Raw genomic sequence first — 14,581 nt, 5'->3', positions numbered from 1 at the left:
GGAAGACACATGCCAGACATCAAGGACAGCGTAGGCGAGGGCGGCAGCAACCAGGTCCATGACGTGGCCCTGCTGCAGGCCATGCTGCGCGTGGTGAAGGACGCCAAGAATGCACCCTATCTGGGCGTGGACTACGACGGCAGCTACGGCGCGCAGACGCGCGCCGCGCTGGAGCGTTTCCAGAACGACCACAAGCTGGCGGCGGCCAAGGCCGCGCCCGGCCAGCCGCAGGCCGGTGGCGCCAAGGAGGCACTGGGCCTGGCGGCAGCCGGTGGCGCCACGGTGGCCAAGCTCAGCGCCATGCTGCCCGCATCGCACCAGAACATGCGCTCCGCGAACAACTCCAAGACGGTGTATATCGAGGCCAAGGCCCAGGATGCGGCCACCAGCAAGGCCGCCATTGCCAACGATGCGGAGTACGAGCCCACCTTCCGCGCCAAGCTGGCCAGCCTGGTGCAGCAGATGTACGACACGCACAAGATCGCGCTGTGGATCACGCCCACCGGCCGCCGCCGCACCTTTGCCCAGCAGGCGGCAGAGACCCAGACCAAGGCCGGCCCCGGCGAGAGCAACCACAACTTCGGCCGGGCGGCCGACATCGGCTTCAAGCGCTTCCAGTGGGTCAAGGGCGACGGCAGCATCGTCACCGATGCCGACTGGCTCAACCAGCTGCACACCGCCAAAGCGGCCGATGCCGCGCGCTGGTGGGATGAGCGCGACCGCCTGGCCGCCAAGCAGGGCCTGCTGCCGCTGAAGTTCGAGCGCGTGCACCTGCAGGCCTTCGCCCAGGAAGGCGTGAGCAACCAGCGCTCGCTGGCCAAGCTGCTCAATGCCGTTTCGCAGAACAACATGCGCTGGAAATCCGCCTACCAGGCCGACCTGCAGTCCCAGGGCAAGCACTGGGTCACCGTGGGTTCGGCCAAGTCCATCTGGGCCGGAACGGCCTCCGTGACCAAGGCCGATCTGGCCAAGGCCCGCACCCTGGCCACGGGCAAGCAGGTGAAGGAAACGCAGATCACCCAGGACGAGGTGGCCGCCATGCGCCGCATGCTCAAGGCCGATTTCGAGCAGGCCGACCTGAACTGGTCCAAGTGGGCACCCGTGCCCTGAGCCCGGCCGGACGTCTGCCGCCTGCCGCGCGAGCAGGCGCCACTGCCGTGCATCTCCCGGAGAAAGCATCTTGAGAACCGACTATTCGAAGGGCGAGGCCGCGCTGCGCGTGCCCTTGCCCATGTCCATGCCCATTTCCCTGTCCCTTGCCGCCTCTGCCGGTGCGCCCACCGGGCCGCCCGCTGCGGTCCGTGCGCCGCAGGACGTGCTGTCCGGTGTGCGCGTCGCCTCGCAACTGCTGCAGGACTTTCGGCCCATCACCGAAAGCATCGAGTGGGAGCTGGGCCATCTGCATTGGGCGCAGGCGGGCCTGTTGACCTTTGCCGAGAACGAGGTGCCCTATGTGGTCAACAACAGCGGCCGCCTCTCCGAAGATGCGGCGGCCCTGCTGTTCCATCACTGCGCGGACACGGCGCCGCAGGGCACGATTGCCGTGCTGGAGCTGGGCGCGGGCTGCGGCCTGTTCGCGCGCATGTTCCTGCAGGCCTTCCGGCACCTGTGCCAGCAGGAAGGGCGTGATTTCGACCAGCGGCTGGTCTGCTACGTGACAGACGGCTCGCCGCGCACCGTTGCGCAGTGGCACGAGCGCGGCCTGTTTGCCGAGTTTGGCGGCCAGGTCGTGGCAGGCTGCTGCGACGCCATGCACCCCGAGGCCGTTCGGCTGCACGACGGCAGCACGGTGCCGCTGCCGCCGCTGCATGCCGTGTTCTGCAACTACGTGCTGGATGTGCTGCCCGCCACCGTCGTGCGGCGCCAGAATGGCGGGCCGGTGCAGGAGCTGCGCATACGCACCCGCCTGACGGACGATGCCCAGCTCGTGCGCCAGTACACCGCGCTGTCGCCGCATGAGATCCGCGCCCTGGTGGATCACGCGGATGCGGCCGAGCGCGCGCGCCTGCTGCCCCTGGTGGGCCTGTTCGAGCAGGAGACGGGATTTTTCGACTGCGGCGACGCGGCACTGTCGCCCTGGGTGGATGCCGCCCTGTCCGTCAGCGAGGACGCGACACGCCTGCTGGTCAACCACGGCGCCTTCGACGCGCTGCAGACGCTGCAGCAGCGGCTGGCGCCCAAGGGCCTGGTGCTCATCAACGACTACGGCGCCTGCACGCCCGAGGCGGCGGCCCAGTCGGGCGCCTCCCAGCGCTTTGGCCGCACCAGCGCCATCGGCCTGAACTTCCCGCTGCTGGCGCAATTGTTCGGGCGCGAGGGCTGGCAGGTGCTGGCGCCTTCGGGCGATGCGCAAAGGGCCATCCATGCGCGGCTGCTGATCGGCGAGGGATGCGAGCGCACGGCGGCCGCCTTTCTCAACCGCTTCAGCGCCGACGCGCAGCAGTTCTTCGAGGCCCCGGCCCATGAGGCCCGCACGCACCTGGAGTCGGGCCGGCAGGACGCCGCGTTGGAAAGCTACCGCCAGGCCATCACCCGCAGCCCGCGCGACTGGCGCCTGCTGGGCGAGGTGGCGGAGTTCGTGGGCCTGCAGCTGCGGGACTTTGCGGCAGGCATCGAGCTGGCGCGCAGCGCGCTGGAGCTCAACCCCTGGCTCAGCACCTGGCTGTGGAACGTGCTGGGCGACTGCCTGTTCTGCCAGGAGCAGTTTGCTGCCGCGCATGACGCCTACCTGCAGGCCGAGCGCATAGACCCGCGCGATGCCCGCACCCAGCTCAACCTGGCCTACACCTGGCAGCAGTGCGGCGACCCGGGGCGCGCGCTCGCCTGCATCGCCCAGGGCCTGGCGGGAGATGCCCATGGCGTGCACACGCAGCGCCTGATGGAAAAGCAGCAGCAGATCCTGGCGCAGATCGCTGCCCTGCGTGCCTCGCAGCAGCAGCGGCTGGCGCAGCGCGCGGCGCGTCTGCAGGCCGGGGCATAGGCCAGGACATAGGCTGGCAGGCCCGCCAACGGCCCGGCCTGCCAGCTTCAGTGCTGGCGGCCGGCCAGCCGCACGCCCAGCGCTGCCGCCGATGCCGCGCAGGCCAGGGCCACCACGCCGCCCCAGCCCCATTGCGCCAGGGCCAGCGCGCCCAGCGCCGAGCCCGAGGCCATGCCGATGAACACGCCCGTGAACAGCAGCGCATTGAGCCGGCTGCGCGCGGCAGGCTCCAGGCCATACACCAGGGTCTGGTGCGCCACCAGCGTGGCCTGGATGCCGAAGTCGAAACCGATGGCGCTGGCCACCAGCAGCGGCAGCTGTGCGCCGGCCGGCAGCCAGGGCGACAGTGCCAGCACGGCGAACGATGCCAGGGCCAGGCCCGCACCCAGGCAGGTCACGCGCTGCGGGCCGCTGCGGTCGGCCAGCCGGCCTGCCAGCGGGGCGGCCAGCGCACCGGCCGCACCCGCCAGGCCCAGGGCGCCGGCAGCGGCGCTGCCCATGTGGAACTGCTGATGCAGCATCACGGCCAGCGTGGACCAGAACGCGCTGAAGGCCACCGACAGCAGGCCCTGTGCCAGTGCCGCGCGGCGCAGCGCAGGCTGGCTGCGCCACAGCTGCACCATGGAGCCCAGCAGCGCGCCATAGCCCAGTTGCGTGGTGGGTTTGAAACTGGGCAGCCCGCGCCACAGGGCCACCCCCAGCAGTGCCATGGCAGCGGCGGCCAGCAGGTAGACGCTGCGCCAGCCCCCATGCTCGGCCAGCAGGCCGCTGACCACGCGCGACAGCAAGATGCCCAGCAGCAGCCCCGTCATCACCGTGCCCACCACCTTGCCGCGCTGGTGCTCGGGCGCCAGCGTGGCGGCGGCCGGCACCACGTCCTGCGCCAGGGTGGCGGCCAGGCCCACGGCCAGGCTGGCAGCCAGCAGCGGCGCCAGGCCCGGAGCCAGCCCGCTGGCCAGCAGGGCCAGCATCAGCGCGGCGGTCTTGGCCAGGATGATGCGCCGGCGGTCCATGCGGTCGCCCAGCGGTGCCAGCAGCAAAATGCCCAGCGCATAGCCCAGCTGGGTCAGCGTGGGCACAAAGCCCACGGCGCGTTCGCCTGCGCCCAGGTCGGGGCCGAGCACCCCCAGCATGGGCTGGCTGTAGTAGAGCGAGGCCACGCCCACGCCCGCCGTGGTCGCCATCAGCAGCACCAGCGATGCCGGCACGCCGGCAGCCTGCGCGCCCGCAGCGGTTTGCATATGCGTAGATTGAATAGAAGACATGTTGAGGCGCCTGTCAGGCGCAGTTGAAAAGCGATGGCCGTAGTGTGGTGCGGCGCAGCACACCACGGTAGTGGCTGCGCCTGCAGAATCGATATACGCTTGGCGTATGACCCTTGCCGACCTTCCCCTGCCTTCTGGCGCTGACCGCATCGAACTGCTGCAGACCTTTGTGCGCATCGTCGAAAGCGGCAGTCTTTCGGCCGCTGCGCAGCAGATGTCCACCACCCAGCCCACGGTCAGCCGGCGCCTGCAGACGCTGGAGCGCGCGCTGGGCCTGCGCCTGCTGCGGCGCTCCACCCACGCCATGGCGCTGACCGACGACGGCCAGCGCTGCCTGGAGCACGCGCGCGAGCTGCTGGAGGCATGGCACGCGCTGGAGTCCGACCTGCGCGGCGCCCAGGACACGCCGCGCGGCCTGCTGCGCGTGGTCGCGCCCCACGCCTTCGGCCAGGACCAGCTCATGGCGCCGCTGCTGGCGTTTCTGGACCGCCATCCGGCCGTCAAGGTCGAATGGCTGCTGCATGACCGCCAGCCGGACTTCATTGCCGAAGGCATCGACTGCGCCGTGCAGGTCGGCACCGTGGTCGACCCTTCGGTGATTGCGCTGCGCGTGGCCGAGGTGCCGCGCATTGCCGTGGCCGCGCCTGCCTTGCTGGGGCAGGGCAGCGTGCCCCAGCACCCGCGCGAACTGCAGGGCCTGCCCTGGATTGCGCTGCGCACCTTCTACCAGCGCGAGCTGGAGCTGCACCGCGTGGGCGATGAGCGGGTCTGCAAATCCTGGCGCCTGCAGTTCGAGCCCCGGCTCAGCACCGACAGCCTTTATGCGCTGCGCAACGCTGCCCTGGGCGGACTGGGCGCGGCCCTGGCCTCGGCCTGGATCGTGCGCGAGGATCTGGAGGCCGGGCGCCTGGTGCATCTGGCGCCCGACTGGCAGGCGGCGCCGCTGCCCGTGCATCTGGTCTACCCACCCGCGCGCCACCAGCCGGCGCGGCTGCGCGCCTTCATTGCGGCCATGCGGGAAGTCATGCCGGGCCTGACGGGAATGCGCGCGCCGCTGCCCTGAGTTGCTTGCTTGCTGCATCGTGTCCGCCCACGGCACCAGCCCCGACCTGAACCTGCCCGGTGCGCCGCGCAGTGTGATGTTGGCGCTGCGGCACAGCTTCTGAGGCTGCGCCCGGCATGGCCCCGGGCTTCTCCAAAAGACCAAGGCCCACGCGAGTGGGCCTTGGTCTATCCGGGCGTTGCCGTCTACTCGGTCGCCTTCTTCAGCGATTCCTTGGCGTTCTCTGCCGACTGCTTGGAGCGCTTGTTGTGGTAGTCCGACTTGACGTTGTTCACGGCCTTGCCGACCGGCCCGCTGTCCTTGGCCTTGGCGTCGGCCTGCTTTTCCTTCACCTTGTGGTCTGCAGCGTCGGCGGCTTCGGAGGCGGCCTTGCCCACCTGGGCATGGACGGGTGACAGGGCAGCGGCAGCTGCGAAGGAAATGGCGGTGGCAAGCAGCAGTTTCTTCATGGAATGCAATGTCCTGTGATGAGATGGCTGCATGGTGCGCCGGACCGCCGAGGCAACCGTGTAGGAGCAGGGCTTTGCACGGCGCGGGCGCTGCGGCCCACTCGCAGAAGGGCCGCCGACGGCAGCTTGCTTCAGTGTCCGACATGGTGCCGCCGGCCGAGCTTCTAGCCTTGAGCCAACCCCGTCACAACAAGGACCCCCATGATCACAGCCGAACCCACCATGACCAATCTTTTCGACCAGCTGGGTCTGGACTCCAGCCCGGAGGGCATCAAGCAGTTCATCCTCTCGCACCGGCTGGAAAAGGACACGCTGCTGGTGGATGCACCGTTCTGGACCGACGCGCAACGTGCCCTGTTCTCGCAGCAGTGGCATGCCGATGCGACCTGGGCGCTGGTGGTGGACCAGCTCAGCGAGGCCTTGCATGCCGAGCCGGACCTCCAGGCTGCGCCTTTGCCCGCAATTGCCGGGCACGAGCAGGAGGCTCGTCCCTGATCCTGTGATGCAACCGCTTGCGATGAACCCGTGGTGCTTACAATTTTTCCGGCTCGTTCAACCCATTTGCCTACGGAGTCGTTCACATGCTGACCTCGACTGGTCTGGCGCCGGCCCCTGCAGGCTCCGACGCACAACTCCCCCTTGATCCGGGCCTTGCTGCTTTGGAGGCCTTTCCGGACGCAGTCTTCGTCGTCGGACTCGATGGACGCCTGGCGCGCTGCAACCGCCATGCGTTGAGCCTGCTGGAGCATTCCGGCGATGCCCTGGAGGGCAGTGTTTTCGAGGACCGCTTCGTCGCCAGCAGCGGGCGCGCAGGCTGGTTCAACAGCCAGTGCGAGCCCGCAGGCGCCGCACGGCAGGCCAGCCGCTGGCCCTTGCTGACCTGCACGGGACGCGAGCGGCCTGTGGCCTCATGCAGCTCTCGCGTACGGCTCGGCGATGGCAGCCTGGCCCTGCTGCTGAGTGTGCGCGAGGCGGATGCACCCCCGTCCGGGGCATCGCAGGCTTTGGCCGTGCCTTCCCGGTCCAGCCCTCTTTCCAGCGCCGAGCGCAGCTTTGCCTTGCTGGTGCAGAGCGTGACCGACTGTGCGATCTACATGCTGGATCCCGAAGGCCGTATCGTCAGCTGGAACCTGGGTGCCAAGCGCATCAAGGGCTATGAAGAGGACGAGGTCCTCCATACCCATTTCTCGCGCTTTTACACACCAGAGGACCAGCAGGCGGGGCTGCCACAGGCGGGACTGCGCACGGCCGTCAGCACCGGCCGCATGGAGGCCGAAGGCCTGCGCGTGCGCAAGGACGGCTCGCGTTTTTGGGCATCGGTCGTGATCGATGCCATCTACGACGAGGGCCGGCTGATCGGTTTTGCCAAGGTCACGCGTGATGTGACGGAGCGCAAGGCTGCCGAGGCCCAGCTGCGCCAGGCCTTGAAGATGGAGGCCATCGGCCGCTTCACGGGCGGGGTGGCCCATGATTTCAACAATCTGCTGATGGCCGTGCTCAGCAGCCTGGAACTGCTGCGCAAGCGCATGCCGCCCGACGATCGCCTGCGTTCGCTGGTGGAGATCGCCACGCGCGGCGCACAGCGCGGTGCCTCGCTGACCCAGCGCATGATGGCCTTTGCGCGGCAGCAGGAATTGAAGACGCAGGCCGTGGACGTCGCTGTGCTGCTGACCGGGATGCAAGGCCTGCTGCAGCAGACGGCTGGCCCGCATATCTTTCTGAAGATGGTCCTGGCCTCAGACCTGCCGCGCATCGCCACCGACCCCAGCCAGTTCGAGAGCAGCATCCTCAGCCTGGTTGCCAATGCGCGCGATGCCATGCCGGGCGGCGGCGTCATCAAGATCACGGCGGCCGTGGAAACCACGCTGCCGCGCCAGCTTGCGGGCCTGGCCTCGGGCTCGTATGTCTGCGTGCGCGTGGTGGACACCGGCGAGGGCATGGACGAACAGACACTCTCGCATGTGGTCGAGCCCTTCTTCACCACCAAGGGCGTGGGCAAGGGCACCGGCCTGGGCCTGGCCATGGTGGACGGGCTGGTGGCCCAGTCCGGCGGCAAGCTCGTGCTGCACAGCGCCCTGGGCAGCGGCACCACGGTGGAGATGTGGATGCCCGTCTCCAAGGACGAAAGCACGGCCTGCCATCTGGGCGGGCAAAGCGTGCAGGACGTGGGGCCCCTGGATGTGCTGCTGGTGGATGACGACCCGCTGGTGAGGGCCAATGCCTCGGCCCTGCTGGAAGACCTGGGCCACCGCGTCACGACCCTGAGCGCCGGGCAGGAGGCCATCGACCTGCTTGCGCGGCAGGCGCGCTTCGACGTGGTCATCTCCGACTACGCCATGCCCGGCATGAACGGCGTGGAGCTGGCCCGGCATATTGCCGCGCGATACCCGGGCCTGAACTTCATCCTGGCCAGCGGCTTTGCCGACATACCGGCACTGCCACCAGGAATGACGCGGCTGGCCAAGCCCTATTCGCAGGACGATCTACGCCAGCTGCTTCATCAGCTCGGGAAGGCTTGAGCCCCTGGAAAGCCGCGAGATCCTGAGACGGCCTCAGACACCAGCCTTCTCGAACAGCCGGCGCAGTACCTGCATGGGCAGGAACTTGACGCCGCGCCGCTTCAGCTCGCGGCGAAAGAGGCGCTCCCTCTCGATAAAGTTGATTTTTGGTTTCATCTCGTTCCGGGTGCAATGACTGAACCGGGCAATCTATCAGCGCAGAGGGGCGCTGCTGTAACACCCTGTCATTGCCCCCTTGATCGAGGGCCATCATCGCCGCGTGCGGCCGTGCAGGCATCGGGTGGACGAAAAAAAGCCCTGGGACCAACGTCGTCAGGGCTTTTTCACTGGCTTGGCGCCATGTCTGGCGGAGAGGGCGGGATTCGAACCCGCGGTGGGGATTAGCCCACACACGCTTTCCAGGCGTGCGACTTAAACCGCTCATCCACCTCTCCGAAGACCGCGATTCTAGCATCGATTTTTTGGGGTGGCCGCGAAGTTTCCTGCATGCGTGATCGATATGCCCTGGACGGCTGGCGCTTCGGGCATGGCCCGTGCCTGCGCCTGCAGCCAGTTGCAGAAGATGTCGAGCCGGGTCTGCACCGCAGTGCTTCGGCGCAGCGCCAGGTAGCGGTAGCCGGAGGCAGTGAAGCCGAAGGGCGCCAGTAGGCGGCCGGCCTGCACGTCGTCCATCACCAGGTGCCAGGGGGTGACGGCCGCGCCCAGGCCGCGCAGCGCGGCTTCCAGCGTGAAGTAGTAGTGCTCGTAGACGGGGCCGGCCGCTGCGGGCGGGGCCATGTCCATGGAGGCGGCCCACAGGTCCCAGGCGTTGCGCCGGCCGCGTGTGTGCAGCAAGGTGAGGCTGGGCAGGTCTTCAGGCTGCTGGAGGCGTCCTGCCATGGCCGGGGACATCACCGGGCCCAGGTATTCGGCGAAAAGAGGCAGGGACGTCTCGTTGTCTGCAAGGGCCTCGCCGCTGTCGTGCGTGATGGCCGTGATGAGCAGGTCGCAGCCTTCGCGTGCAGCGTCGGTGCCGGTGTCGGTAGTGCGCAGGCGCACCTCGATGCCGGGGTGGTGCGCGTGAAAGTCGAACAGCCGGGGGATCAGCCATTTGACGGTGAAGGTGCTGAAGCAGGCCACGTCCAGAGGGCCTTCGTGGGCGTCGCCCAGGCTGCGCACCGCCTCATGGATCTGCTCGAAGGCCTGGGTCAGCGCCGGCTGCAGGGTGCGTGCTGCCGCAGTGAGCGTGGGGCGGGCCTTGGTGCCTGCGAACAGCGGCAGGCCCAGGTGCTGCTCCAGCTGCCTGACCTGGCGGCTGACGGCGCCGGGCGAGACGCACAGCTCGTCCGCCGCCGCCGTCATGCGGCCCAAGCGTGCGGCGGCTTCAAAGGCGCGCAGGGCGGCCAGCGGGGGCAGGCGGCGGGTCATGGGTCGGGTGGAGGCTATGTGAGTTCCAGGTACATAGAACCGGCCGAATCATCGCTTTTCAGGCCATGGGCCGGTCGGTAGATTGCCGCTTCGGCTGGCAATCCTGCGTGGATTCTGGCCGGACTTTCCATCTCCATTCGATCCCAAAGCACATAGCACCATGCCCTTCGTCCACACCTATCTGCCCCAGTCCACCTCCACTTCCCAGCGCGATGCCGCCGTGCAGGGCATTCACCGCGCCCTGGTGGAAGGCATCGGCATGCCCGAGGACGAACTGTTCAACATGGTGCACCCGTACGCTCCCGGGCAGTTCGCGTTCAGCCGCAGTTTCAACGGGGTGGCGCGTTCGGATGCCGTGGTGGTGGTCGAGATCACCATGCGGCGCGGGCGCAGCGATGCGATGAAGAAGGCCTTGTATGCGGCCATTGCGCGCAATCTGCATGAAGGGGCGGGGGTGGCGCCGGCCGACGTGTTCATCTTCATGCATGAGAACGACTACTCGGACTGGTCCGTGGGCCATGGGCGCTTCGCCATGGGCCTGGTGCAGCAGGTGGGCGCACCCGCCTGATCCGCACAACGCCGCTGCAATGAAAAACGGGCCGCGATGGCCCGTTGTTCATGGCGTGGCGGCGGCTCTCAGCTGGTGCGCTGGCCGGTCTGGATCATCTTCATGGCCGAGGTGATCAGGCTGGAGACTTCGGTCATGTTGCTGGGCACGATCAGCGTGGTGGTGGCGTCAGAGGCAACCTGGCCATAGGCCTCGACGGCCTTTTCGGCGACCTTGAGCTGCACGGCCTGCTCGCCACCGGGCTGGCGGATGGCGTTGGCCACGCGTTCGATGGCCTGGGCCGTGGCGTCTGCGACCGCCTTGATGGACTCGGCCTCGCCCTGGGCCTTGTTGATGACGGCCTGCTTCTCGCCTTCGGAGCGGGCGATGAAGGCTTCGCGCTCGCCCGTGGCGATGTTGATCTGTTCCTGGCGGCGGCCTTCGGAGGCTGCGATCAGGGCGCGCTTTTCGCGCTCGGCCGTGATCTGGGCCTGCATGGAGCGCAGGATTTCGGCCGGCGGCGTCAGGTCCTTGATTTCATAGCGCAGCACCTTCACGCCCCAGTTGAGCGCGGCCTCGTCGATGGCGGAGACCACCTGGGCGTTGATCATGTCGCGCTCCTCGAAGGTCTTGTCCAGTTCGAGCTTGCCGATCACGGAACGCAGCGAGGTCTGGGCCAGCTGGGTGACGGCCATGATGTAGTTGGACGAGCCGTAGCTGGCGCGCATGGGATCGGTGACCTGGAAGTAGAGGATGCCATCCACCTGCAGCTGGGTGTTGTCGCGCGTGATGCAGACCTGGCTGGGCACGTCCAGCGGGATTTCCTTGAGGCTGTGCTTGTAGGCCACGCGGTCCACGAAGGGCACGAGGAAGTTCAGGCCGGGCGTGAGCGTGCCGGCGTACTTGCCGAGGCGTTCCTTGACCCAGGCGTGCTGCTGGGGCACGACCTTGATGGACCGTGCGATGAAGATGGCCGCGATGACCAGAATGACGATGGCGATTTCCATGGTGTCTCCAGGCCCCGGAGGGGCATTCGGTGAAACAAGAGGGCGGCGGGACGGCTGGCGGATGGTGCCTGCCACTATGCCCGATGCAGATGCCCGCGCCGTGAAGCGCGGGCGTGGGGATGGGCAATCAGAGTTTGTCCACCAGCAGCCGGTTGCCGACGACCTCGGCCACGCGGTGCATGCCGGCAGAGGGCAGGTTGCCCGGACGGCTGATCACGGTCCATTGGGCGCCGCGGTAGCGGACCTGGGCCGTGCCGTCGGAGTTCCATTGCTCGACCATGACGGATTCGCCGACATCGAGGTTGACGTCGCGGTTGCTGGAGGCGGGCTGGCGGCTGGGCAGGCGCCGGCGCACCAGGTAGCAGGCCAGTACGAAGGCGCTGCCGAGCACGGCGGCAATGACGAGCTGGGCAATGGGCGCCAGGCCCATGTGGGCGCACAGCGCACCGACGATGGCGCCCAGTGCCAGCATCAGCAGATAGAAGCTGCCGGTCAGCAATTCGGCGATGACCAATGCGCCGGCGACGAGCCACCAGATGGTGGAATATTCCATTCCCAGACTCCCTGTTTATGACGGTTGCTTGTGTTTAGTGCACCACATTCTGGGTGAAAAGCCGCACGCTTCAAAGGCGCAATAAGGATATTCCTTACACTTCGCGCCTGTTTCGTTTTTTAGGCCCGCTCAGGTTACGGAGGCTGCCCCCATGAAGTTTCGCTTTCCCATCGTCATCATCGACGAGGACTACCGTTCCGAGAACACCTCGGGCCTGGGCATCCGCGCCCTGGCACAGGCCATCGAGCAAGAAGGTTTCGAGGTGCTGGGGGTGACCAGCTACGGCGACCTGTCGCAGTTCGCGCAGCAGCAAAGCCGGGCCAGTGCCTTCATCCTGTCCATCGATGACGAGGAGTTCTCGCTGGGTGGCGAAAGCGATCCCGTGATCCACAGCCTGCGCAGCTTCATCGGCGAAGTGCGCCGCAAGAACGCCGATGTGCCGATCTACATCTACGGCGAGACCAAGACCAGCCGCCACCTGCCCAACGACATCCTGCGCGAGCTGCACGGCTTCATCCACATGTTCGAGGACACGCCGGAGTTCGTGGCCAAGCACATCATCCGCGAGGCCAAGAGCTACCTGGAAGGCGTGCAGCCGCCGTTCTTCAAGGCGCTGCTGGACTATGCGGAAGACGGCTCCTACAGCTGGCACTGCCCCGGACACTCGGGCGGCGTGGCCTTCCTCAAGAGCCCCGTGGGCCAGATGTACCACCAGTTCTATGGCGAGAACATGCTGCGCGCCGACGTGTGCAACGCGGTGGAGGAACTGGGCCAATTGCTGGACCACAACGGCGCCATCGGCGAGAGCGAGCGCAATGCCGCGCGCATCTTCAATGCCGATCACTGTTATTTCGTGACCAACGGCACGTCCACGTCGAACAAGATCGTCTGGCACCACGCCGTGGCGCCCGGCGACGTGGTCGTGGTGGACCGCAACTGCCACAAGTCCATCCTGCACTCCATCATCATGACGGGTGCGATTCCGGTGTTCCTCAAGCCCACGCGCAACCACTTCGGCATCATCGGCCCGATCCCGCAAAGCGAGTTCTCGGTGGAGTCCATCCAGGCCAAGATCGCGGCCAATCCGCTGCTCAAGGGCGTGGATGCCAAGACGGTCAAGCCCCGCGTGCTGACGCTGACGCAGTCCACCTACGACGGCGTGCTCTACAACACCGAGACCATCAAGAGCATGCTGGACGGCTATGTGGCCAACCTGCACTTCGATGAGGCCTGGCTGCCGCACGCTGCCTTCCACCCGTTCTATGGCAGCTACCACGCCATGGGCAAGAAGCGCGCGCGCCCCAAGCACTCGGTGGTGTATGCCACGCAGTCCATCCACAAGCTGCTGGCCGGCATCAGCCAGGCATCGCATGTGCTGGTGCAGGACAGCCAGACCGAAAAGCTGGACCATCACCTGTTCAACGAGGCGTACCTGATGCACACCTCGACCAGCCCCCAGTACAGCATCATCGCCAGCTGCGACGTGGCCGCCGCGATGATGGAGCCGCCCGGCGGCACGGCCCTGGTGGAAGAGTCGATTCTGGAGGCGCTGGACTTCCGCCGTGCCATGCGCAAGGTCGAAGACGAGTTCGGCGACGACGACTGGTGGTTCGAGGTCTGGGGTCCCGAGAAACTGGCCGATGAAGGCGTCGGCTCGGCCCAGGACTGGATCATCCGCGGCCAGGACGCGGCGCCCAAGCGCTCCAAGGCCAAGAACGGCAAGGAGTTCGACAACTGGCACGGCTTTGGCGAGCTGGCCGACGGCTTCAACATGCTGGACCCGATCAAGTCCACCATCGTGACGCCGGGCCTGGACCTGGACGGCGATTTCTCGGACACGGGCATCCCGGCCTCCATCGTGACCAAGTACCTGGCCGAGCACGGCGTGGTGGTGGAGAAGACGGGCCTGTATTCGTTCTTCATCATGTTCACCATCGGCATCACCAAGGGCCGCTGGAACACCATGCTGACTGCGCTGCAGCAGTTCAAGGACGACTACGACCGCAACCAGCCGCTGGCACGCATCCTGCCCGAGTTCTGCCAGCAGCACCGCCGCTACGAGCGCATGGGCCTGCGCGACCTGTGCCAGCACGTGCACGAGCTGTACGCCAAGTACGACATCGCCCGCCTGACGACCGAGATGTATCTGTCGGACCTCAAGCCCGCGATGAAGCCCAGCGATGCCTACGCCCACATCGCGCACCGCAAGACCGAGCGCGTGGAAATCGACCACCTGGAAGGCCGCATCACCGTGGGCCTGGTCACGCCGTACCCGCCCGGCATTCCGCTGCTGATCCCCGGCGAGGTGTTCAACCGCAAGATCGTGGATTACCTGCTGTTCGCGCGTGAGTTCGCCAAGGAGTGCCCTGGCTTCGAGACCGACATCCACGGCCTGGTGGAGCTGGAGGACGCGGACGGCGAGGTGCGCTACTACGCCGACTGCGTGGCCCAGGCCGCTCCTGCCCGCAAGGCGCCGGCTGCCGGCAAGTCTGTGGCCGGAAAATCCGCAGCGGCCAAGGCGGCGGCCAAGCCGGCTGCCAAGGCTGCGGCAAAGCCCGCTGCCAAAAAGGCCGTGAAGGCTGCTGCCGTCAAGGCGCCGGCCAAGCGCCCCGCAGCGGCCCGCAAGGCCGGGTCGGCGCCGGAAGTCGGCACGGCCGCCAAGCCGGCGCGCGGCCGCAAGATGGTGCAGGTGGGCGATGATGGCCCCTTCGGCCGCACGATCTGATCGGCTGGCCGGCTGACGACGGCCCGTCAAAAAGGCGCGGTCCCCGCAAGGGGCGCCGCGCCTTTT

General features: G+C 67.4%; 13 protein-coding genes and 1 tRNA gene. 7 read left to right on the top strand and 7 right to left on the bottom strand.

Annotated features, from left to right (window positions below; all coding sequences use genetic code 11):
- Nucleotides 1-9: 9 nt before the first annotated feature.
- Together HFGMBDPB_RS18115 and HFGMBDPB_RS18110 are read left to right on the top strand one after the other, a co-directional pair.
- Nucleotides 10-1,110: a M15 family metallopeptidase domain-containing protein gene (locus HFGMBDPB_RS18115; protein ID WP_034364978.1), complete on the top strand. Its 1,101-nt coding sequence runs from the start codon at nucleotides 10-12 to the stop codon at nucleotides 1,108-1,110.
- A 70-nt stretch (nucleotides 1,111-1,180) separates the two neighbouring features.
- Nucleotides 1,181-2,980 carry an SAM-dependent methyltransferase gene (locus tag HFGMBDPB_RS18110; RefSeq protein WP_212645957.1) on the top strand — a complete coding sequence of 600 codons (1,800 nt, stop codon included), beginning with the start codon at nucleotides 1,181-1,183 and terminating at the stop codon, nucleotides 2,978-2,980.
- A 47-nt stretch (nucleotides 2,981-3,027) separates the two neighbouring features.
- Here HFGMBDPB_RS18110 and HFGMBDPB_RS18105 read toward each other — a convergent pair whose 3' ends face one another.
- Entirely contained in the window at nucleotides 3,028-4,245 is a 1,218-nt protein-coding gene (locus tag HFGMBDPB_RS18105; protein WP_074924265.1) for an MFS transporter, read from the bottom strand.
- A 106-nt stretch (nucleotides 4,246-4,351) separates the two neighbouring features.
- Between HFGMBDPB_RS18105 and HFGMBDPB_RS18100 the strand changes: the two genes are divergently transcribed.
- Nucleotides 4,352-5,308, top strand: coding sequence for a LysR family transcriptional regulator (locus HFGMBDPB_RS18100; protein ID WP_016448914.1), 957 nt, complete (start codon nucleotides 4,352-4,354; stop codon nucleotides 5,306-5,308).
- A 185-nt stretch (nucleotides 5,309-5,493) separates the two neighbouring features.
- On the opposite strand, the gene HFGMBDPB_RS18095 is transcribed toward HFGMBDPB_RS18100, so the two are convergent.
- Nucleotides 5,494-5,757 carry a hypothetical protein gene (locus HFGMBDPB_RS18095; RefSeq protein ID WP_016452405.1) on the bottom strand — a complete coding sequence of 88 codons (264 nt, stop codon included), beginning with the start codon at nucleotides 5,755-5,757 and terminating at the stop codon, nucleotides 5,494-5,496.
- Nucleotides 5,758-5,958: 201 nt separating this feature from the next.
- On the opposite strand from HFGMBDPB_RS18095, the gene HFGMBDPB_RS18090 reads away from it, so the two are divergent.
- Nucleotides 5,959-6,252 carry a DUF2789 domain-containing protein gene (locus HFGMBDPB_RS18090; protein ID WP_212645956.1) on the top strand — a complete coding sequence of 98 codons (294 nt, stop codon included), beginning with the start codon at nucleotides 5,959-5,961 and terminating at the stop codon, nucleotides 6,250-6,252.
- An 86-nt stretch (nucleotides 6,253-6,338) separates the two neighbouring features.
- Nucleotides 6,339-8,276 carry a hybrid sensor histidine kinase/response regulator gene (locus tag HFGMBDPB_RS18085; protein ID WP_212645955.1) on the top strand — a complete coding sequence of 646 codons (1,938 nt, stop codon included), beginning with the start codon at nucleotides 6,339-6,341 and terminating at the stop codon, nucleotides 8,274-8,276.
- A 33-nt stretch (nucleotides 8,277-8,309) separates the two neighbouring features.
- On the opposite strand, the gene HFGMBDPB_RS29930 is transcribed toward HFGMBDPB_RS18085, so the two are convergent.
- From HFGMBDPB_RS29930 to HFGMBDPB_RS18075, 3 genes are all read right to left on the bottom strand, one after another.
- A complete protein-coding gene (locus HFGMBDPB_RS29930; protein ID WP_016448910.1) occupies nucleotides 8,310-8,432 on the bottom strand; it encodes a hypothetical protein in 123 nt (40 codons plus the stop codon).
- Between the two features lie 188 nt (nucleotides 8,433-8,620).
- Nucleotides 8,621-8,710: transfer RNA gene (locus tag HFGMBDPB_RS18080), tRNA-Ser, on the bottom strand.
- A 13-nt stretch (nucleotides 8,711-8,723) separates the two neighbouring features.
- On the bottom strand, nucleotides 8,724-9,683 hold the full coding sequence (locus HFGMBDPB_RS18075) for a LysR substrate-binding domain-containing protein (RefSeq protein WP_212645954.1): 960 nt from the start codon (nucleotides 9,681-9,683) through the stop codon (nucleotides 8,724-8,726).
- A 160-nt stretch (nucleotides 9,684-9,843) separates the two neighbouring features.
- Between HFGMBDPB_RS18075 and HFGMBDPB_RS18070 the strand changes: the two genes are divergently transcribed.
- Nucleotides 9,844-10,251, top strand: coding sequence for a tautomerase family protein (locus tag HFGMBDPB_RS18070; RefSeq protein WP_074924276.1), 408 nt, complete (start codon nucleotides 9,844-9,846; stop codon nucleotides 10,249-10,251).
- Nucleotides 10,252-10,319: 68 nt separating this feature from the next.
- Here the strand turns inward: HFGMBDPB_RS18070 and HFGMBDPB_RS18065 are convergent, their stop codons facing one another.
- Together HFGMBDPB_RS18065 and HFGMBDPB_RS18060 are read right to left on the bottom strand one after the other, a co-directional pair.
- The gene (locus tag HFGMBDPB_RS18065) at nucleotides 10,320-11,237 is read right to left on the bottom strand and encodes an SPFH domain-containing protein (protein WP_016448907.1); all 918 of its coding nucleotides are present in this window, start codon (nucleotides 11,235-11,237) and stop codon (nucleotides 10,320-10,322) included.
- Nucleotides 11,238-11,364: 127 nt separating this feature from the next.
- Nucleotides 11,365-11,790 carry an NfeD family protein gene (locus HFGMBDPB_RS18060; protein ID WP_016448906.1) on the bottom strand — a complete coding sequence of 142 codons (426 nt, stop codon included), beginning with the start codon at nucleotides 11,788-11,790 and terminating at the stop codon, nucleotides 11,365-11,367.
- 151 nt (nucleotides 11,791-11,941) lie between these two features.
- On the opposite strand from HFGMBDPB_RS18060, the gene HFGMBDPB_RS18055 reads away from it, so the two are divergent.
- Complete coding sequence (locus HFGMBDPB_RS18055; RefSeq protein ID WP_212645953.1) at nucleotides 11,942-14,515, top strand: arginine/lysine/ornithine decarboxylase; 2,574 nt, start codon at nucleotides 11,942-11,944, stop codon at nucleotides 14,513-14,515.
- Nucleotides 14,516-14,581 lie beyond the last annotated feature (66 nt).

Origin of the sequence: Delftia sp. PE138 (genome assembly GCF_018320755.1) — a bacterium.
Lineage (GTDB): Bacteria > Pseudomonadota > Gammaproteobacteria > Burkholderiales > Burkholderiaceae_C > Comamonas > Comamonas tsuruhatensis.
This window is presented reverse-complemented; position numbering and strand designations above follow the sequence as displayed.

Excerpts from the sequence above, each read along its gene's own strand:
- HFGMBDPB_RS18115 (WP_034364978.1), top strand. The coding sequence starts at position 10 with ATGCCAGACATCAAGGACAGCGTAGGCGAGGGCGGCAGCAACCAGGTC.
- HFGMBDPB_RS18105 (WP_074924265.1), bottom strand. The coding sequence starts at position 4,245 with ATGTCTTCTATTCAATCTACGCATATGCAAACCGCTGCGGGCGCGCAG.
- HFGMBDPB_RS18100 (WP_016448914.1), top strand. The coding sequence starts at position 4,352 with ATGACCCTTGCCGACCTTCCCCTGCCTTCTGGCGCTGACCGCATCGAA.
- HFGMBDPB_RS18095 (WP_016452405.1), bottom strand. The coding sequence starts at position 5,757 with ATGAAGAAACTGCTGCTTGCCACCGCCATTTCCTTCGCAGCTGCCGCT.
- HFGMBDPB_RS18090 (WP_212645956.1), top strand. The coding sequence starts at position 5,959 with ATGATCACAGCCGAACCCACCATGACCAATCTTTTCGACCAGCTGGGT.
- HFGMBDPB_RS18085 (WP_212645955.1), top strand. The coding sequence starts at position 6,339 with ATGCTGACCTCGACTGGTCTGGCGCCGGCCCCTGCAGGCTCCGACGCA.
- HFGMBDPB_RS29930 (WP_016448910.1), bottom strand. The coding sequence starts at position 8,432 with ATGAAACCAAAAATCAACTTTATCGAGAGGGAGCGCCTCTTTCGCCGC.
- HFGMBDPB_RS18075 (WP_212645954.1), bottom strand. The coding sequence starts at position 9,683 with ATGACCCGCCGCCTGCCCCCGCTGGCCGCCCTGCGCGCCTTTGAAGCC.
- HFGMBDPB_RS18070 (WP_074924276.1), top strand. The coding sequence starts at position 9,844 with ATGCCCTTCGTCCACACCTATCTGCCCCAGTCCACCTCCACTTCCCAG.
- HFGMBDPB_RS18065 (WP_016448907.1), bottom strand. The coding sequence starts at position 11,237 with ATGGAAATCGCCATCGTCATTCTGGTCATCGCGGCCATCTTCATCGCA.
- HFGMBDPB_RS18060 (WP_016448906.1), bottom strand. The coding sequence starts at position 11,790 with ATGGAATATTCCACCATCTGGTGGCTCGTCGCCGGCGCATTGGTCATC.
- HFGMBDPB_RS18055 (WP_212645953.1), top strand. The coding sequence starts at position 11,942 with ATGAAGTTTCGCTTTCCCATCGTCATCATCGACGAGGACTACCGTTCC.